Here is a 17418-nt window from a genome sequence, read left to right as displayed (position 1 = left end):
GTAGACGGATTCTAGTGACAAAAAAATAACCCTTGGAAATACTGGATTTTCAAGGGTTATTATTATTTTGTGCGAATGAAAGGGGCAGGAAAGGGGCAAAATTAAAAAATACTATCTAACGTTTCTACGAGTTTACCCTCCATATCTTGTGTAGTGTGGGAGTATATTTCTAAAGTCATTTTTGCGTTTGAGTGACCAACACGATCCATTATTGATTTGATAGGTAATCCAGACTCTGCTAAAAACGAGATGTGAGAATGTCTGAAAATATGACTAGATAAATTTTTTTCTATTCCAGCTTTCGCACCGTATTTTTTTATAATTTGAATAAAAGATGCTAATGTTATTGGGCTATTCCAGACTTCTAAGCAAAAGATATAATCATCATCTTTTAGCGGCTGATGGCGTTCAGTGAGGCGGATCACTTGACGCTGTATGGCCTCTATAACCGCATCTGATACCAATATTGTTCTAATGGATTTTGCGGTTTTTGGCAATGTTTTTATTTTGTTTACTGAATCAAAATTACCTGTAATCTCAATTTTTTTATTTTGGAAGTCTATATTTTTGAGTTGTAATGCTGTCAACTCTCCATATCTCATACCAGTAAGAGCAAGAACCGTTACCATATCGGCATATTTTTGTTGATACGGTTGATTGTTTAGTGCGTCTATTAATGTTTTGATTTCTTGCATAGTCAAAAACTTGTTGCGCTTTTTTTCAATATCTTCTAAAGTTTCCGGCTTTTTAGGAATAACCGTGTAATTAACCTCGTTATTTCCGATATAGGAGTATTGAACTGCATAATTGAAGACGCTTTTGAGTCTGCTGCGGACTCTATAAGCTGTATGATAGCCATTGCTATCAATAATATTTTCAATCTTGCTCTGGATATATCGTCTATCGATATTAGCTAGTAAAGTGTCAGATGGTATTTCTTTTTTCATAGTTGCATCAACAAAAGTATAATTGTGTTTTGTAGATGCCTTTACTGTTTGCGCCCATGATTTATAGAAAAGGTTATAGATTTCTTCAAATGTAATGCTTTCTACTTGTTTTGTGCTGAGTTTTTTATTTATCTTCTCTTGCAACAAGATAGCAGCTTGATTTCTTGCCTGGGGAGTTTTCTTCTCCATGGTCACTGAAACTTTTTTTAATTTCTCAGTATAAGGGTCTTTATATCGCTCAAAAAATTTGTATTTTCCGTTGGGAAGTTCTTCCATCCACATTGCGTTTACCTCACTTTTTTGTTAAAATGGGTATAAGAAAAAGAGCTTTTTAATGCTTTTTTTCTTACCACTAGCCTCACACTCTCGGTCTGCAAACTTCTGAGCGTGGGGCTTTTTTGAGTTGTTTCCAAAATGGAAACAGTTGCTAGATAAAAAGAAAAGTAGCCGTATCAAATACGGCTACCATCACGATATGGATCTAAAATCCAAATGTAAACTTTATGGAGCTAAACTCCTAATAGCTGTATTGTAATATAATTATTAAAAAATGTCAAGAGATTAGAAAAGGTATAATTCTTTTAACTTTTCGTTAATTTTGTCCAATGTGTTATCAGATACTTTCATTTTTCCGATTGGATCTAATCTATTTTTCTTTAAAATTCTATCTTTGCTGATTGTTTGAAGGTTATTACACTTGGCATAAGAACGCTTAATGTATTTTTTGTAATATTGAGTTAATTCAATAACGTCAGTTATTTCTGATTGTGTCCGTTTAAGGTTGTCACCGTCTATTATCTTAGGTTGAATTATTTCGTTTGAAAATTGTTCTGTATAAGCTTGGTAGACATCCAATAAGGCAGCTTCAGTAATTGCATTATTGGAATCTAAATATTTTAGGTAGGCAAATAATTCTTTGTGTAATTTTTCAATATATTCATCAAGCAAAATAGAAGGATATTCCGCAATGACTTCGTCTATGAGTACAGTATCTATTTGATTTTTAGATGTTAGAGGAACTACTGTAAGTGTTTTTTTATAGGGACTATCTACTTTGTCTAAGACAATAGCCCAATGATTATTTGATAATTCTCCGCCTATATTTACACCGAACTCTACGAATATCAGAGAGCCACGACTGAATTTCCAATATTTTCTTTTTTTAGTCTTAGCTTCAAATAAGAATTGTTCAGATTGTCTTTTAACTGCTGGTGCAAGAAATCGGTATTTAGAAGATGTATGTTTTGCTTTACCAAGTTTATAGAGTTTTTCAACTTCTATGTAGTTTTGTTTGGTTTGTTCAAAATATGGATTTTCTTTGTTCATTTTATTCCCCTCTATACACCCCGATAACCGCATAGATCTTGATGTGTGTGTCTTCGGCTGGTGGGAAGTCTAGAATGATGTCTTCATACTTGTCATTGAGTGACACTAGGCGTAAGCGTCCGTTTTCGGTATATATCTTCTTGAAGTAAGAACGGTCTCCGTATGCGATAACTGCCAAATCGCCGTTGTAGGTGGTCAGTCCTTTGTCTACTAAATAGAGAATATCTCCGTCTTGGTAGTCAGGCTGCATGGAGTCTCCGCTGACCTTAGTCGCAATATCGTGACGTGGTGGTTGCTCGTCAACCTCTATAGTCTCTCTGTCTGTATCGTCATAACCAAATCCGTAGTTGAATCCGCTAGCTGCTGCCGTCTCAGATACTACCTCAACTTGGTACAAGCTGATAACTTCCGATACTTCGTTTATCTTCGCTTCTTCTTCGTTTTTCTGCTCTTTCAGAAGATCCTCAGACGTTCGTAGAACGATTTTTTTATTTTCAGTGTTTAATTTTCGAGCTGTGTTTGTAATTTCTTCTAAAAGGGAGTCTGACGGTTGAGCAGTAGAAATTTTGTTTTCGATAAGGTCAGATTTATTTATATTAAAATAGTTTGCCAAAAGTTCAATTTTACCAATCCGAGGATAAGTTATTCCTTTTAGCCAGTCACGAACTGTAGTGTATTTCAAATCCAAGTCTGCACATAATGTATTTCTGTCTACTCCTTTTTGCTCCATGTAAAAACTTAGATTATTGGCAAAAATTTCTTTGTTTTCGACTTTCATTTCCGCCCCTCCTTACATAGTATATTTTACGGCAAAAACGCAAAAAAGTAAAGAATAAAATAAAAAAATGCGAAAAAAACGCAAAAAACACTTGACATTGCGGTTAAACCGCAGTATAATATAATCAAGCTTAAGGGAAAGGAGGTAAGGCAAATGATGGAACACATCATAAAAAGCCTAGCAACCAAGGACACTGCAACCGTCATCTTGGTACTAGGCTTAACCAGAGAAGCACGTTTGTGGCACAAACAAATCTTAGAACACAAACGTAAGCTTCAAAATAAAAAGTAGAGAAAGGGGCAGAAGCCCCAACCTCTACTTGATAGTGTACCATCATTTGCCGTGAAAAGCAATGAGCGAAGAAACTGGATTGATAATCCTAGCAGGATTTGTGATTGTATCTTTTACTATTCGTCAGATAGTGAAGTACCGATATGATAAAAAAGATAAGGAGTAGGAAATATGACCGAACTAGAAACTCTAAAGGAAGAGATAGAAAAAAATGTAGCCATGGTAAATTACCTCAAAGGCTACATTAAGGGATTAGAAGAAAGGTTAGTTCGTCTAGAGCAAGCTAATTAGTATTATTAGGAGAAAATACGTTAGGGTATTTATTCTGCAACTCAAAGAATTTCTCTAGTTTTTCAGGATTTTGGAAGGCCATCATGATAATATCTTCTTGAGTTGTAGAATGATTAGTCTTTGAAATATTTTTCACTTCATGTGACAATTTTTCGACAGCGTCATAAATATTGTTAATTGTAGATGTTAATTGCGAGAATTCTTGAGTTGTAACGTAGTCCTTTCCATCATTATTTTTGTTTTTCAATGTTGAAAAATCTAAAGTTTCCTCGGTTTTTTGAATTCGTTCAATAGTTTTTTGAACAGAATCCAGCATATTTGTACCGCTGGCATTTTTTAAATCATACTGAATGATATTGATTGTCCGAATATCAAATGGAATATCTTCATCAGTTTGTTGTCTTAAAAATATAGTTGGTAAATCTAAGGCTTTACGATAGCCAAGTTCCAAAAAGACATTTGGATTATTTCCTGTTATATCAACAATAGCTAGGTCTGAATCTGATAAAGCCTTAAATATTTTTTCATCTATTTTATCAGAATGATATAGTTCATCGGCTCTTGTCACATCATACTTATCAGATAATGCTGGTTTAATAATGTGTTTTAAAACACTATCTGAATGATTCCTGATTTCTGATTTTTCTTGACCAATAGCGGAAACTACAAAACAAGTTTTTTTAGACATGAGATTTCTCCAATCGTTTTATTTTGATTATACCACATTTGAAAGCGAGTTAGAATTGGAAGATAAGATCATTGAACTTGCTGATTACTTCATCAGCGAGAACACAACGTACAGAGAAGCAAAAATAGCGTGTGAGAAGCTATTTAGACAAGTCAGCCATGAGATTGAACTCAGGGCGATGGAAAGTCAGATTAGATGAACTTAGATAAGGAGGTGGTAATGTGCAAAAAATGACTTTAAAAACACTAAGAACACTCAAAAATTGGAGACAAAGTGATGCAGCAGAAGCTGTAAATGTTTCGGTTGATACATGGGGGCATTGGGAACGTGGAATAACAGAGCCAAGTGTTTCAAAAGCGTATCAAATCGCTAATGTTTTTGAAGTATCAGTGGATGATATTATTTTTTTGCCCGATATTGCGGTTTAACCGTAACAATGTAATTAAAACCAAAAAAGCACCTGACGGCAATCAGGTACTCAACGGAAAGATTTGAGGAGGACGGATGGAAGAATTTATTGATGCTCTTGAACAAGAAAAAGACCACCTTGAAAAAATCATTAAGGTAGTCAGCTCTGGTGGTAAATTTCTGAGATTGCCGTATCAAAAAAAGTCACGCTCGATTAGTGAGAATCTGAAATTGATTTCTCAAAATCTTGATAGACTGAGTGAGCAAGTTCGATAAACCAAGCTTCGGCATCCATGATTTCAAGATGACGAAAGAAACCTGTTTTGGTTTCCAGTTCGGAATCGTGTGCATAACGTAATATTTCTCTAGCAAAGATGGTTTCAAAATCAAAGTCTTTACCATCATCGTAGATGTCGCGTTTGCTTGCTATTGTCAAATATTCTTTAAAAGTTATAAGGTTAACTCCTTTCTGTTTATATTATAGCAGAAATGGAGATTAGAAATAGAAAGGAGGATGGATGGAAGAACCAGACAAGTACCTTGAAATCTCTGGCAATATTGCTGGACGTATTGAACTGGAAACAGAAAAAGACCTACTTGTCCGTAGAGCGATGGTCATTGATGGACACATCGGTTTATGCGAACAAGCGGTCTACGTTGATAAGAAAGTGCTAGATAGCTACTGGGTCAAGATAGTAGAGTTATCTACTATTCCTGAAACCATCAACAGCGTTGACAGCACTGATTTGGTTAGGAAATGGTTGAACATGTAGGAAATAGAGGAGAAGGAAGATGAACGAACTAGGACTAATCATAGTAACAATCGTAAATGTAGTTTGTGCTGTAATAAATCTATTTTGCTTTATTAAAGACAGGATGGAATGATTTGTGTTTGAAAATGAAACGAATTCTCTTGCTAGTCTTGACCTTGATTTTACACGGTAAACTATCCAAGTAATAAGAATAAGTAATACTGCTATGGGGGAAAATAATTTCATCAACTTCGAAAGGATAGGAATGTAAATCATCTTTTCTCAAAATAAACTTTTGAAGTATTTGAAAAGGGAGGCTATCATATGGTTCGAAATGATTATCTTTTATTTCCTTTCCGTCATCATCGAACAATTGAATACTTTTGATTGTGTATGTGTTGTTACTTGGGTTAACAAGCTTAAAAGAATATTTGTAAGGTGCTTCATTTGACACTTCCATCGCATAGGCATCTGTTATCAATAATCGAGCTCTATTTATAAAAATTGAGTAAAACAGACCTGTGACACCCGTTATAGCACCAATCCATGCAGCAGAAATATTCAAAATATCAATCAAACTAAACATCAGAATTACCTCGTTTTTGATTTCATTATACCACAAACAGAAAGGAGTAGAGATGAGACCAATAGGACATCGGCTTAATGTTGAAGTTTCTGGTATTGAAGAATTCAAGGAAGCCTGTAAAGAAGTATCAAAAAAAGCCGAAGAATTGCAAGAAGCAATCGATCGACTTAGTCTTATTGAAGTTGAATTAAAAGCCAAGCTTGTCAATGATTAGACTTTCTGTCTAAGGCAAAACAAAAAAGTACCTAACGAAGTCAGGCGCTCATCAAAAATTACTAATTGAATTATAACACGAAAGGAGTAAAAATGGAAGCAGTTGAAATTGTAAGAATTAAAGATGTGATTATTGAAAAAGTCTCTGCTAATGATGAAGAATTAGAACACATCTTTGGATGCTCAAAGCGACAAGCGGGAGACATGAGACGCGAGATGAAAAAGCTACCTAGCCAACAGAAACATCTTAGGAATGATGGCCAACTTGTCACGATTAAAGGTTTTGATGCTTATCTGCAATACAGAGGAACTCGAACTTGGAAGAAAGAAATGGCGAAAAGCAAGAAAATGAGGTCAGTTGGATGAACCTACTAGCAAGAATTAAAAACTACTTTTCGGAAGATGTCGAAGAAACTAATATTGACTGGAAAGAGGTCGCTTTGGATCTCAATCAATCACTGATTGAAACACAAGAAAAACTTCAAGAATCAAATCAAGAAATCGCAGACTTGAAGAAAATCGTAGCAATCTACAAAGAAAAGGAAAACGCAAAATGATGGAATACATTTACCTGGTAACAATCGTAGGGATTGGACTATGGTCGCTAGTGAATACACTGGATGACCACGCTGAAATGAAGCGGCAAGAGCGTCAGCGAATAGCTAACAATGTCGCACGGATGAACCTGAGAAGTTCAGGTAAACAATTTACATATGATGTGGAACCGCCCGAAGGGTTGAAATAAGGAGAAGAAACATGACTCAAGCGGAACGAATCAGGGAATATTATAGAGAGCACCCTGCTGCCTCATGCGATGAAGTGGCTGAGGTTGTCGGTACAACAAATAGTAATGTGAGGGCGAATTTGGCCAAAGACATCAAGGCAGGCAGATGCGTTCGCTTGGAAGATAAGTCATACGACTACTCGCCTTACTATAACCATACACAGGCACTCACTGAATTGGTTGATTGGAAGAATGATACTAGACGTGAGTGGGTGGAAATGCTGACAAGAGCAGCAGAGAAAGAAACTGATAGCAACGTTATGCGTTTGCTAATCAAAGAAGCAAATAAATTGATGAAAGAGGTGACGAAGTAATGGCCAGTTTATACGAACTAACAGGTCAGTTCCTGACAATTTATCAAATGGATATTGATGACGAAACAAAAACGGACACTCTTGAGGCTATCGATTGGCAAGAACAATTCGAACAGAAAGCAGAAGGATATGCCCATGTTATCAAGAATTTAGAAGCCGACGTGGCCATGTACAAGGCTGAGGAAGAGAGCTTCAAAGCGAAGAAACAGGCAGCACAGAAAAAACTGGATTATGTCAAGGATAACATTATGACAGCTATGAATGTCACAGGTCAAACCGAAGTTAAGAGTGGTGCCCTGATTATAAAAATTGCTAAGAATCCAGAATCAGTCAAGGTCAACGAAGATGACCTTCCGAAAAAATATTTTACAAAAAAAGTGACGCTTGCGCCGGACAAAAAAACACTCAAAGAGTTGCTTAAATCTGGTAAGAAAATTAAAGGTGCGGAGCTTGTCCGGACAGAAAAGTTGGTGATTAAGTAATGGAATTGATGAATAAAACACGAGTAACAGATTCACTAGCTGTTGTGATTGGACCAGAATCGATTGAAGTACTTGTTACTGAAGGTTTTCTATTTGATGTTGCAATTCGCTTTGTAAAAGTAGATGAAACAAATCTTGATCAAGGAAATGAAAAGCCGGTATTTACTCCAGAGTACAAGCTGGTAACAGTCGCTAAATATAAGGAAAAACCTATCTTTGAATCGGAAGAAGATATTCGAAAATTCGAAAAACAAGCAAAAGAAGTTAAATTGCTATTTGCCTTTGCAAAGGTGAATAAACAAAATTGGTTTAACACTGCCCTTTATCCAGGAGTGCTGACTGAGAAAGTTGGTGTTTGATGAAAATTTTAGCTATTGATCCAAGCAGTAATAAAATTGAAACCAGCACAACAGGAGTTGTCTTGTTGGATAATGCAAAGCTTGTTGACTATTGGGTAGTACCTTATGGCGCTCAAAACTTTAAAAACTGGTTCAAAGAGATTGGGCGCGGTCTTGAGTTCGACATAGTGGTCGTTGAAAAATTTGAGGTTAGGGACAATGATTATTCCAGGGACAACTCAGTTGTAGAAACTATTGCAGCCATTGAACTATGCTATCCGGACTTGGTTCTGCAGCGTAACGCAGGTTATCAGACAGATATACCAAATGACTTGCTGAAAGCTCTTGGGTTATGGTCCTTTGAAAAAAGCCACCACAACGATGTGAGGGCAGCTGCAAGGCTTGGGCTCTTCTATGCCCAGAGGAAAGATATTGAGGAGGTGATTGTGGACATTGGCAATCGAATTACGCAAATGGCAAGCTGAAGCAGTTAAACGAAGCGACCGTAATTGCCCTGGGATTTTCCTTGAGGCGTATGGGGGGCGTGGTAAGACCATCTGTGCTTTTGAAATAGCAAAGCACAAGAAAGCCAAAAAGGTCCTAGTAATCAATAATCGGTTGGCCATCCTGGATGGTTGGAGCAGCACTTATCAAAATCTAGGCTACAATACTGATTTTGAATTAGAAACCATGACGGACCGTAGATTACAGAACAGACTTGCAAGCGATGAGTCTATTGAGTGTGATGTGTTCATTATTGATGAGTGGCAGAATATGTCTAGTGATGCCAATGTGAAGGCTTATCAAAAGGTCAAACGTGGCTATACTGTAGGATTGTCAGCAACGCCCATCAGGAAGAAGGGACAAAACTTCTACCCGCTTGAAAAAACATTTTTTGGAATGGCTGATCCTAATCAAAAGGAAAACTGGCAACTAGCCCACGGCAAGATGAAGTATTCCAAGTTCAGCTATTCTAAGCAAGAGTGGGATGACTTCCGAGATTATGAAAGCTATGTAAGTAATCTGCCAAATTTTTTCCGCTGGGAAGAAGTAGAAGCTATTGAGGAAGCGGAGGAAAACAACGGATTTGAGGTTGTCTTTGAACCCATCTGGTGTCTAACAGCTAATCCGGAGGAATTAGAACAATTTAGGAAATTGAACATCGTTGGGAAAAATGGTAAATATGCCATGGCCAAACAAACATTTGGTCGAAAGACTTTTGAACGATATCTTACTCAGACAGGTTTTGAGATTGACTTTCCAAAGTTGAAAGCAGTTAATGCAGATACTCCAATGCTACTTCAATTGGATCTTCTGCTGACCAGTAAGACAGATATGTTGATAGTTAGCAAATCCAAGCAGATTGTAGAGGTCATTCGAGAACGTCATCCAGAAATTGGTATTTGGACTGGAGATAAGAAGGACTCCCTCGAACAGACAAATGTGGTTGCTACAAGCCAGGTGTTGGGTGTAGGGGTTGATGGCCTTCAGCATAAATTTAAAACTATTGTGGTCCTGGACCCTGTTAATCCATCGGATGGAGATTATGACGATTATCGCCAACTTTTATGGCGAGTAATAGGCAGCCGTCAACAACATGACGTGCGTGTCATTGAATTTTATTTCTAAGGAGAATCAAAATGAAACTTTCAAGTGATTATATTGTAATGCGTAACAAAGAAAACGGACAGTTTTTAAATGAACTCAAGAACAATCGTTCTTCATTAGCTACAAAGGCCGTTTTTGTGGACAATATTCAGAGTGCTCTTACAATGCCATACAATTCTTATCTCGAACAGAAAACAGCGGTAAAAGCAGCGGCCAAAGTACACGGAATGGAGGTTGTTCGGGTTAAGGCTACATTTGATCTAACTTATCCAAATGGTGGCGATGTTCAAAAAATCGAGCGTCAAAATACTAAGCCTGATTTGTTTGATCTATTGAGAAGTTTATAAAGGGGGATTTATGGTAACAAAACAACAATCCTCAATCTTTGTTACTTTACAGAGCATCCAGCAGAGTTTGGTTGCTCCGAAAGGACAGTATAATAGCTTTGGGAAGTACAGCTATCGGAGCGCTGAGGACATCTTAGAAGCGCTGAAGCCAATCTTGCAGGAACATGATGCGGTGTTGATTTTGCAAGACGGAATTGTGCAGATTGGTGATAGGTACTATGTCGAAGCAACTGCGACTCTTTATGCAGTTGGTGAAACCATTGGGACTACAGCATATGCTAGAGAAGATGATAGCAAAAAAGGGATGGATGGTAGTCAAGTCACAGGTGCTGCATCCAGCTATGCACGTAAATACGCGCTAAACGGACTCTTTATGATTGATGACAATAAGGATCCTGATACGGATGAATATCATAATCAGAATAACCAAACAGGCCGTACATCGCAAAAACCAGCTCAAAAAACAAATAGCCAGCAAGAGCAACCGGGCAAAGCTCCAGCTAAAAGTAACGGATTCAAAACCATTACAGGAGCACAGGCTAAAACCATTCGGACAGAACTCAAAAATATGGCAGAAGCTACAGGGAGTCCTGCTGCAACAATTGGAAAATGGTTCATCGATAAGATGGGTGTTGACAAACCTGAAAGCATCCCAGCTGGCCGTTTGAAAGAAGCTGAGCAGATTATCGCAGATGCGAAGAAAGCGAAAGGTATTGAATAATGGAAAAGAAGTATGTCGAACTTAATAGCGAGGAATCTTTGACTGGTACACAGTTGCTTATCGGAAAACAGGTATTAACTGCCTTGTTTGATATTATTACAGATGATAATAAGCAAGGTGTCGTTTTACCAATCTCTATCAATGAACATAACTTTAGCCTTGCGATTGAAAGGACGGAATCAAATGATTAACAATGCTGTACTTGTAGGGCGCATGACCCGTGATGCTGAACTCCGCTATACACCGCAAAATGTAGCAGTTGCGACTTTTACTCTTGCAGTAAACCGTACATTTAAGAGTCAAAATGGTGAGCGTGAGGCTGACTTTATCAACTGCGTTATGTGGCGCCAACAAGCCGAAAATCTTGCAAACTGGGCTAAAAAAGGCTCACTTATCGGGGTGACAGGCCGTATTCAGACTCGTAGTTACGATAACCAGCAAGGACAACGTGTCTACGTAACAGAAGTCGTGGCTGAGAATTTCCAAATGTTGGAAAGCCGTAATCAACAAAGTTCGAATGATACATTTGGGAATGACAACCCGATGGATATTCAAGACGATGATTTGCCGTTCTAAGGAGTAACTAAAATGGGAATGAAAGAATATGCTCTCAAATATCAAAAAGCGGGGTTTTCCGTAATTCCCGTAGTGCCTAACGGAAAGCAACCAGCGATTAAATTTGCAGATAAGCCACCAATGACTGCCCAGGAAATTGAAAATTACTGGAATCAGTATCCGGATAGCAATATTGCTGTTCGGACTGACAAATTTTTCGTAATCGATATTGACTTACATGGCAAGCATAACGGCTATGAGAGTCTGGCCAATTGGGAGCATCTGAACTTGATAACTCCAACACTTCAGGCGAAGACAGCCAGTGGCGGTAAACATATTTTTTATTTTAAACATCCTGATGTGTCCATGACCCAGATGATTAAATTTCTGCCCGGTGTGGATATCAAAGCGCATCCAAACAATTACGTAGTGGTAGCTCCGTCTAAAACTCCCAAAGGTGTCTATACTTGGGACAAGAAAAAGTCTAAAGAGGGTGGCACTATGGTTACGGCTAGTCGTTCTCTTGTTATGGCCATTAAGAAGGAATACAACAAAAAGAACTCTGGTAGTGACCTGGATAATATCTACTATCAAATTAGTAAAGGTGCTGGTAAGCGAAACAGGACAACAGAACTCTTTGAAATGGTTGTCCTAGGGTTTGGTAATGAAGGTAGCAGGAATGATACGCTCGCAAAGTTTGTCGGCGGACTCTTGAGTCGGTCAGTTGATCCAAACTATATCTTAACACTTGCAGAAACAGCCAATAATAATTCGGTAGAACCTCTTAGTCATAAAGAATTAAGTAGAACTGTCGAATCCATGATCAAGAAACACATGAGGGGGGGTGGCCAGAATAGGTGATGTCGTGAATATTTCAATTAAGCAGTTTTCACGTAGGAAGAAAAAAATATTGAACGAGGAAGGCGAAGAGATTGAAATTGAATCTATCGTGGCCGACAGTCCCAGAAATGTTCTGCTTGCAATGAAGAGCGATAACAAGCTCAACGACTTTCTCAGGCACAATGAATTTACTGGAGAACATGAAATTGTAGAGGATGTCAAACTAGATGCTATTCAGTTAAGAAAGGGGCAGTTACCGTCTGCCTTTGAATCCTATTTGAGTGTATACTTGGAAAATCACTTCAAGACAGTTTTCAAGGCTGGAGCATTAAGAGACGGTATCGAAGCATTTTTTGCAGAAAAAACCTACAATCCGGTTAAGGAATATATGGAAAATGCTTATGAGTCATGGGATCATAAAGAACGACTTGCCCAGGTATTTCAAACTTGGTTGGGTGCAGAGGATAGCATCTTTGTTCAGAAAATAGCTATTATGTTCTTTGTTGGTGCGGTATCTAAGGTTTTTAATCCCTGGGTCAAATTTGACTACACGCTCGATTTGGTCGGTGGTCAAGGTGCCGGTAAGACCACATTCTTGCAAAAGATAGCTGTTGACTGGTACACGGATTCGGCTAAAGACTTTATGGATAAAGATAACTATGAGATCATGCTAAAATCCCTGATTGTCAACGATGATGAGATGGTCGCGTCCAGAAAGACTACTTTTGATGAGTTAAAAGCGTTCGTGACTAAAACAGAACTTTCTTTCCGTAGATCCTACGGTCGCAGAGCCGAAAAATTTCCTAAAAACTTTGTTATCGCAAGGACCAGCAATAAAATCGAGTACCTGGGAGACAAGACTGGTGAACGGCGCTTTCTGCCTGTGCTGGTAGATGCAGGCCAACAGTTTGTCAAGCCGTTTGATATGACAGATCATGATGTGCTCCAGCTTTGGGGTGAAGCAGTCGCTATTTACAAAAAAGGATTTATGCTTACCTTTGATGATGAGTTCGAAAATGAGCTTGCGGTCTATAAGGAGAGCTTCACTTATAAAGATGAGGCAGAATCACAGGTATACGATTATCTTGAAATGCTGGTTCCAGAAGAGTGGGAAGACTTCTCAGTCACTCAACAGCATCAATATACCTGGTTCTATTTCAATGATGGCAGCTATCGCAATGAGTCCGGCCTGATATATGAAGGTGTGAAGCTTCAATCGAGTGTGTCTGCCAAACAGATATTAAAGAATGTTTTTGACATTGATAGTGCGAGAGGTGAAAAGATTGCTAGGAAAATCAAGTTGATTATGGACAACAATCAGGATTGGGAATACAAAATAAAGAAGGTTAAAGGTAAGACACTACGTGCATATTTTAGAAAAAATATACAAACAGAAGTGATGTAACCTTAGCGAAAATGATGTAACCTTTTAGGCAAAAAACGGTCAAAAATCGTGTTTCGGTTACATCAGGTTACATCATTGATGTAACCGCAGGAAAAACCAGTTATATCAAGGGTTTGAGTGCTGTTTTTGATAAAATTTTTAAAAAAGTGATGTAACCCTCCTAAACCCTTGATACTACTGCTGTTTTAGGGTGTCTATTAGTAAGGTTACATCATTTATATAAAATATTTAATAAGTAAAAATAGCAAGTGCTATAAACGTTGATATAACAGCATTCTTGTTTTTTATAAAATATGTTTTGCGAAAAGTGATGTAACCTGTAACCTTAGAAAAAATATTCACAAAATAAGCCTATTATTTAATAAATAAAGGAGAGAAAATGTCATACACAGTAACACTATATTTTGACAACATGGTAGACGAAACTCACTTTTTTAAGAAAGAAGGAGATGCTGCTAAATGCAAGGCTCAACTCGAGAGCAAGTATCGAGGTGAGCGAATATATAAAGTAAAGATGGAGGAGATGGAGTGATGAGTTATGATTTGGAAATCTTAGCGAAAATAGAAAACGGAGATTATATTCGTATCGCTGAACCTAAATATAGTTCTCCGACCTACAATCTCGGGAAGATGTTTAGAATTGCTATGGATTGGGATTTTGACCAAGACACTACGTACAACATAGCTGATGTTTTAGATAACATTCAACGCGGTATCTCTGAATTAGAACAGTATCCTGAAAAATATGTAAAGTATGAACCTGTAAATAAATGGGGAACGGTCAATGATGCATTAGATGTTTTGAAATCGTTAAGGGATTGTATTTTAGAACAAGATATTGACACGAAATATTTATATATGAGGTGGTAACATGAAACGACCTGAACGATACCCGTACACACGAAGCCAATGGGTTGAAGAAACCGTTGATCACTATACGTATAAAAGTGATATTTGCTATACAAGTCACATTTTAGAAAATAGACTTACTGGAGAAACTAAGAGCAAGGAAGTTGAGTGATGGGAGATATACGAATACTAGACGCTTGTTGTGGCAGTCGTATGTTTTGGTTTGATAAAAATGAGAGTCATACAACTTTCATGGACATCAGACAAGAAAAATTTGAAATACATGGAAAAAAGGTAAACGTAAACCCTGACGTTGTCGGAGATTTTCGTGATATGCCATTCGATGATGAAACATTTAATCTAGTAGTATTTGATCCGCCACATTTAAAATGGGCAGGTCAAAACTCAATTATGCGATCACAATATGGCCAGCTGGATAAAATTACCTGGTCGGAAGATTTAGCCAAGGGTTTTGAAGAATGTATGAGAGTTCTAAAAGTTGGAGGTACTCTAGTTTTCAAATGGTCTGATTGTCAAATCAACGTTAAAGAAGTTCTTAAATCTGTACCTTTTAAACCATTGTTTGGGCAACAAAGAGGTACTACGCATTGGATGGCGTTTATGAAATTTGAGGAGGTCGCAGATTGAAACGATTCATAGCTATCTGGATTCTTCTATCTGCCGGACTAAACATCTGGCAGATGGACAGGATTGCAGAACTAGAAAAGAAGAAGCCAATGGTTATCTATAAGGCGGATAATGCAGGAGCAGAGATATTCGGTAAAGTCCTTGAGAAAGGACGACAGGGGAAGCTATACACGCTTACCATTCGTGACTACGGGGTGTTTGTAGTTACGAAGGACGTGTATGAGAAAGTGAAAGTTGGGGATGAGGTGATGTTATGATACCAAAATTTAGAGCGTGGGATAGACTGCGAAAAGAAATGAATTACAAAGTCATGGTAGGCAATTGTGACACAGATGATGAAAACTGGACTTGTCCTGTCATTTGGATTGAAGATAGAAAAAAGTGGTTACATTTTGATGATTATGACTCTATCATGCAATCAACAGGACTCAAGGATAAGAACGGCAAAGAGGTCTTTGTCGGAGATATTATCAAATGCACAAGAGGATGTCCACATGAAGTGTATTTAGAAAAAGAATATGGTGGTACATTCATAGGTGGAATGCCAGCTGTATACCTAAAAGACTTGGGAGAAGGATATGCGTGGACTGAGCATGAAGAAGTCATCGGCAACATCTACGAAAACCCTGAATTTTTGGAGGAATAAAAAAGCCCAATCCATAAGGACTAGGCTTCAAAGATGAAGTTGTAGAGTTGGACAACCTTCTGAAAACTGGTTGTATCCATGGTTGTAATTTTTTGAGCCTTGCGCTCTCTAAAGTCAAAAGTATAGAGTTGGAGTGGATTGACAGAGCCATCTACCTTATTGGAACGCACAGGAACGAGCAGGCCTTGTTCTTCTAGTCTGCTTTGACCGTGTGTAATAGGGCATACAGCCACAAATCCAGTTCGCTCCGAATACTCTCTACGCGAGACGACAATAGCAGGACGGCGTTTCTGAATCTCACGTCCAACAGACGGGTCGAAGTCAATCCAGATAATGTCCTGTTTTTCTGGAATGTAATCATATTTCGCTGTCAAGGAATTTCACCCCCTCGAAGTCATCTTCCATGCGTAGATCCGCATCACCACTAAATGGGTCTGGAATTTTTGGAGCCAGGACAATGACATTATCTACACCCTTGTAGACAAACATTTCCTGACCTTCTGGAACATTGAGTGTTTTCGGAATGGTCACAGTGACAGAGTTCCCAACCTTACGAGTTTTAACAGTATTCATTTGTTTCTCCTTTATTTTGTATACATACAGTATACACCTAAAAGCGGAGCAAGGCAAGAAAAAAGCCAGCACACGGCTGACCTTCATGGTATAGTTTTGCAGAACTATTATATCATGAGGAGGAGTTCGTGTGCAAATAGAATTATTGGATATCATCGATGAAAAGAAGACCAGAAAGGAAGCTATCAAAGTCCTTAAAAAATACAGTCGTCTGAGACGGATTGCTGGAGAAGAATACGCTCCGAAAATAACAATATCCTACTCACTTGAGCCAAGATCATCAAGTGGTCAGACAAGTAAGCAGGTAGAAAGCATGGTCGTGCGTAGAGTATCAGCTCAGCAGGACCTAGAACTAATCGCTAAAGCAATCAACAATCTTTCCGATATGGAATATACACGTATCCTAATCGAACGATATTGCAGGAAGAAAAGGAGGGAAGACTACAGCATTTATTCAGAACTAGGCTACTCATCCAGTGAGTATTATCGGATATTAAACAAAGCTCTATTAGAGTTTGCAGAGTCCTATCAAGCTAGCAACCTTTTAGTCTACAAGTGATTTCTGGGAAAATCTTGGGAAAAATCTGGGAAAATCTTGGGAGAATTGGAGCGGAAAAAGGTGCTAAAATAGTATTATCCAATGATTGGCAACGAACAGTCATGAGGACTCCTAAAAATACAGAGGCTTCGGCCTCTTAGACAGTAAGGACAGGTTAGCAGGTTGTTTGGGTCTCCTTGAAACTTTTACCAAACGTGCGTTTTACTGCTAGACCAGCTGGTTCAATTCCAGCTACTGTCATTTGAGTGTTTGTGTCCCAGAATGGGGTAGGCAGTAGGCTTAGCATTCATATATCACTCATTAACTTAAAAATGGTTGCAGAAGTGACCGAACCTCGCATGGTTGCGTAGCTACTTATATCCTAGGTAAGTTATAAGCTAGAGGGTTTGATTCCCTCAGAGGTTGTAAAGACTACAAAAAATAAAAATGAAGTCAAAATTTAATACACACGCAAGGTTGTAGTCGTCTT

General features: G+C 38.1%; 31 protein-coding genes. 23 read left to right on the top strand and 8 right to left on the bottom strand.

Annotated elements, in window-relative coordinates; translation table 11 throughout:
• Positions 1 to 101: 101 nt before the first annotated feature.
• The 3 genes from HT711_RS08265 to HT711_RS08255 form a co-directional block, all read right to left on the bottom strand.
• Positions 102 to 1229, bottom strand: a complete 1128-nt coding sequence (locus tag HT711_RS08265) for a site-specific integrase (protein ID WP_173213998.1) — start codon at positions 1227 to 1229, stop codon at positions 102 to 104.
• A gap of 279 nt (positions 1230 to 1508) precedes the next feature.
• On the bottom strand, positions 1509 to 2273 hold the full coding sequence (locus tag HT711_RS08260; protein WP_173249985.1) for a hypothetical protein: 765 nt from the start codon (positions 2271 to 2273) through the stop codon (positions 1509 to 1511).
• A 1-nt stretch (position 2274) separates the two neighbouring features.
• Positions 2275 to 3051: a S24 family peptidase gene (locus HT711_RS08255; protein WP_081574876.1), complete on the bottom strand. Its 777-nt coding sequence runs from the start codon at positions 3049 to 3051 to the stop codon at positions 2275 to 2277.
• Positions 3052 to 3204: 153 nt separating this feature from the next.
• Between HT711_RS08255 and HT711_RS08250 the strand changes: the two genes are divergently transcribed.
• Positions 3205 to 3342 carry a hypothetical protein gene (locus HT711_RS08250; protein ID WP_000969962.1) on the top strand — a complete coding sequence of 46 codons (138 nt, stop codon included), beginning with the start codon at positions 3205 to 3207 and terminating at the stop codon, positions 3340 to 3342.
• A gap of 283 nt (positions 3343 to 3625) precedes the next feature.
• On the opposite strand, the gene HT711_RS08245 is transcribed toward HT711_RS08250, so the two are convergent.
• A complete protein-coding gene (locus HT711_RS08245; RefSeq protein WP_112445752.1) occupies positions 3626 to 4321 on the bottom strand; it encodes a hypothetical protein in 696 nt (231 codons plus the stop codon).
• Positions 4322 to 4542: 221 nt separating this feature from the next.
• On the opposite strand from HT711_RS08245, the gene HT711_RS08240 reads away from it, so the two are divergent.
• On the top strand, positions 4543 to 4749 hold the full coding sequence (locus tag HT711_RS08240; protein ID WP_050201102.1) for a helix-turn-helix transcriptional regulator: 207 nt from the start codon (positions 4543 to 4545) through the stop codon (positions 4747 to 4749).
• A 194-nt stretch (positions 4750 to 4943) separates the two neighbouring features.
• Here the strand turns inward: HT711_RS08240 and HT711_RS08235 are convergent, their stop codons facing one another.
• Complete coding sequence (locus tag HT711_RS08235) at positions 4944 to 5165, bottom strand: hypothetical protein (protein ID WP_188111580.1); 222 nt, start codon at positions 5163 to 5165, stop codon at positions 4944 to 4946.
• Positions 5166 to 5247: 82 nt separating this feature from the next.
• On the opposite strand from HT711_RS08235, the gene HT711_RS08230 reads away from it, so the two are divergent.
• Positions 5248 to 5502: a hypothetical protein gene (locus tag HT711_RS08230; protein WP_112445748.1), complete on the top strand. Its 255-nt coding sequence runs from the start codon at positions 5248 to 5250 to the stop codon at positions 5500 to 5502.
• Positions 5503 to 5581: 79 nt separating this feature from the next.
• Here the strand turns inward: HT711_RS08230 and HT711_RS08225 are convergent, their stop codons facing one another.
• Positions 5582 to 6067, bottom strand: a complete 486-nt coding sequence (locus tag HT711_RS08225; RefSeq protein ID WP_112445746.1) for a hypothetical protein — start codon at positions 6065 to 6067, stop codon at positions 5582 to 5584.
• 52 nt (positions 6068 to 6119) lie between these two features.
• On the opposite strand from HT711_RS08225, the gene HT711_RS08220 reads away from it, so the two are divergent.
• From HT711_RS08220 to HT711_RS08125, 19 genes are all read left to right on the top strand, one after another.
• Positions 6120 to 6281: a hypothetical protein gene (locus HT711_RS08220; protein WP_112445744.1), complete on the top strand. Its 162-nt coding sequence runs from the start codon at positions 6120 to 6122 to the stop codon at positions 6279 to 6281.
• A gap of 92 nt (positions 6282 to 6373) precedes the next feature.
• Entirely contained in the window at positions 6374 to 6646 is a 273-nt protein-coding gene (locus tag HT711_RS08215) for a hypothetical protein (protein WP_050253752.1), read from the top strand.
• Complete coding sequence (locus HT711_RS08210; RefSeq protein ID WP_112445742.1) at positions 6643 to 6837, top strand: hypothetical protein; 195 nt, start codon at positions 6643 to 6645, stop codon at positions 6835 to 6837. The genes HT711_RS08215 and HT711_RS08210 overlap by 4 nt, the downstream gene beginning before the upstream one ends.
• Before the next feature lie 199 nt (positions 6838 to 7036).
• Positions 7037 to 7378: a hypothetical protein gene (locus HT711_RS08200; RefSeq protein WP_112445738.1), complete on the top strand. Its 342-nt coding sequence runs from the start codon at positions 7037 to 7039 to the stop codon at positions 7376 to 7378.
• On the top strand, positions 7378 to 7860 hold the full coding sequence (locus tag HT711_RS08195) for a siphovirus Gp157 family protein (RefSeq protein WP_173213996.1): 483 nt from the start codon (positions 7378 to 7380) through the stop codon (positions 7858 to 7860). Before HT711_RS08200 ends, HT711_RS08195 begins: the two co-directional genes overlap by 1 nt.
• Positions 7861 to 7868: 8 nt before the next feature.
• Positions 7869 to 8219 (top strand): hypothetical protein, encoded by a 351-nt coding sequence (locus HT711_RS08190; protein ID WP_240148997.1) that lies wholly within the window; start codon positions 7869 to 7871, stop codon positions 8217 to 8219.
• Positions 8219 to 8683, top strand: coding sequence for a hypothetical protein (locus HT711_RS08185; RefSeq protein WP_112445733.1), 465 nt, complete (start codon positions 8219 to 8221; stop codon positions 8681 to 8683). Before HT711_RS08190 ends, HT711_RS08185 begins: the two co-directional genes overlap by 1 nt.
• Positions 8652 to 9827 (top strand): DEAD/DEAH box helicase family protein, encoded by a 1176-nt coding sequence (locus HT711_RS08180; RefSeq protein WP_112445731.1) that lies wholly within the window; start codon positions 8652 to 8654, stop codon positions 9825 to 9827. The genes HT711_RS08185 and HT711_RS08180 overlap by 32 nt, the downstream gene beginning before the upstream one ends.
• A gap of 11 nt (positions 9828 to 9838) precedes the next feature.
• The gene (locus tag HT711_RS08175; protein ID WP_112445729.1) at positions 9839 to 10153 is read left to right on the top strand and encodes a hypothetical protein; all 315 of its coding nucleotides are present in this window, start codon (positions 9839 to 9841) and stop codon (positions 10151 to 10153) included.
• Positions 10154 to 10163: 10 nt separating this feature from the next.
• Positions 10164 to 10874, top strand: a complete 711-nt coding sequence (locus tag HT711_RS08170; RefSeq protein ID WP_112445727.1) for an ERF family protein — start codon at positions 10164 to 10166, stop codon at positions 10872 to 10874.
• Positions 10874 to 11065 (top strand): hypothetical protein, encoded by a 192-nt coding sequence (locus tag HT711_RS08165; RefSeq protein WP_112445725.1) that lies wholly within the window; start codon positions 10874 to 10876, stop codon positions 11063 to 11065. Before HT711_RS08170 ends, HT711_RS08165 begins: the two co-directional genes overlap by 1 nt.
• The gene (ssb, locus tag HT711_RS08160) at positions 11058 to 11450 is read left to right on the top strand and encodes a single-stranded DNA-binding protein (RefSeq protein WP_007518739.1); all 393 of its coding nucleotides are present in this window, start codon (positions 11058 to 11060) and stop codon (positions 11448 to 11450) included. Before HT711_RS08165 ends, ssb begins: the two co-directional genes overlap by 8 nt.
• Positions 11451 to 11462: 12 nt before the next feature.
• A complete protein-coding gene (locus tag HT711_RS08155; RefSeq protein ID WP_112445723.1) occupies positions 11463 to 12290 on the top strand; it encodes a bifunctional DNA primase/polymerase in 828 nt (275 codons plus the stop codon).
• Positions 12274 to 13674: a virulence-associated E family protein gene (locus HT711_RS08150; RefSeq protein WP_112445721.1), complete on the top strand. Its 1401-nt coding sequence runs from the start codon at positions 12274 to 12276 to the stop codon at positions 13672 to 13674. The genes HT711_RS08155 and HT711_RS08150 overlap by 17 nt, the downstream gene beginning before the upstream one ends.
• A gap of 379 nt (positions 13675 to 14053) precedes the next feature.
• A complete protein-coding gene (locus tag HT711_RS08145; protein WP_173213994.1) occupies positions 14054 to 14206 on the top strand; it encodes a hypothetical protein in 153 nt (50 codons plus the stop codon).
• Complete coding sequence (locus tag HT711_RS08140; protein ID WP_112445719.1) at positions 14206 to 14544, top strand: hypothetical protein; 339 nt, start codon at positions 14206 to 14208, stop codon at positions 14542 to 14544. Before HT711_RS08145 ends, HT711_RS08140 begins: the two co-directional genes overlap by 1 nt.
• 150 nt (positions 14545 to 14694) lie before the next feature.
• Positions 14695 to 15171 carry a class I SAM-dependent methyltransferase gene (locus HT711_RS08135; RefSeq protein WP_173234850.1) on the top strand — a complete coding sequence of 159 codons (477 nt, stop codon included), beginning with the start codon at positions 14695 to 14697 and terminating at the stop codon, positions 15169 to 15171.
• Positions 15168 to 15428 carry a DUF1372 family protein gene (locus tag HT711_RS08130; protein WP_173234852.1) on the top strand — a complete coding sequence of 87 codons (261 nt, stop codon included), beginning with the start codon at positions 15168 to 15170 and terminating at the stop codon, positions 15426 to 15428. Before HT711_RS08135 ends, HT711_RS08130 begins: the two co-directional genes overlap by 4 nt.
• Positions 15425 to 15817, top strand: coding sequence for a YopX family protein (locus HT711_RS08125; protein ID WP_172922637.1), 393 nt, complete (start codon positions 15425 to 15427; stop codon positions 15815 to 15817). The genes HT711_RS08130 and HT711_RS08125 overlap by 4 nt, the downstream gene beginning before the upstream one ends.
• Positions 15818 to 15837: 20 nt before the next feature.
• On the opposite strand, the gene HT711_RS08120 is transcribed toward HT711_RS08125, so the two are convergent.
• Both HT711_RS08120 and HT711_RS08115 read right to left on the bottom strand, forming a co-directional pair.
• Positions 15838 to 16191, bottom strand: a complete 354-nt coding sequence (locus HT711_RS08120) for a type II toxin-antitoxin system PemK/MazF family toxin (RefSeq protein WP_000125658.1) — start codon at positions 16189 to 16191, stop codon at positions 15838 to 15840.
• Positions 16175 to 16390, bottom strand: a complete 216-nt coding sequence (locus HT711_RS08115) for an AbrB family transcriptional regulator (protein WP_001098945.1) — start codon at positions 16388 to 16390, stop codon at positions 16175 to 16177. Before HT711_RS08115 ends, HT711_RS08120 begins: the two co-directional genes overlap by 17 nt.
• Positions 16391 to 16520: 130 nt before the next feature.
• Between HT711_RS08115 and HT711_RS08110 the strand changes: the two genes are divergently transcribed.
• On the top strand, positions 16521 to 16949 hold the full coding sequence (locus HT711_RS08110; RefSeq protein WP_001165369.1) for an ArpU family phage packaging/lysis transcriptional regulator: 429 nt from the start codon (positions 16521 to 16523) through the stop codon (positions 16947 to 16949).
• Positions 16950 to 17418: the final 469 nt, after the last annotated feature.

Origin of the sequence: Streptococcus sp. 1032, from assembly GCF_013277015.1 — a bacterium.
Taxonomy (GTDB): domain Bacteria; phylum Bacillota; class Bacilli; order Lactobacillales; family Streptococcaceae; genus Streptococcus.
The sequence above is the reverse complement of the archived record's forward strand: the minus strand, read 5'-3'. Positions and strand labels throughout refer to the sequence as shown.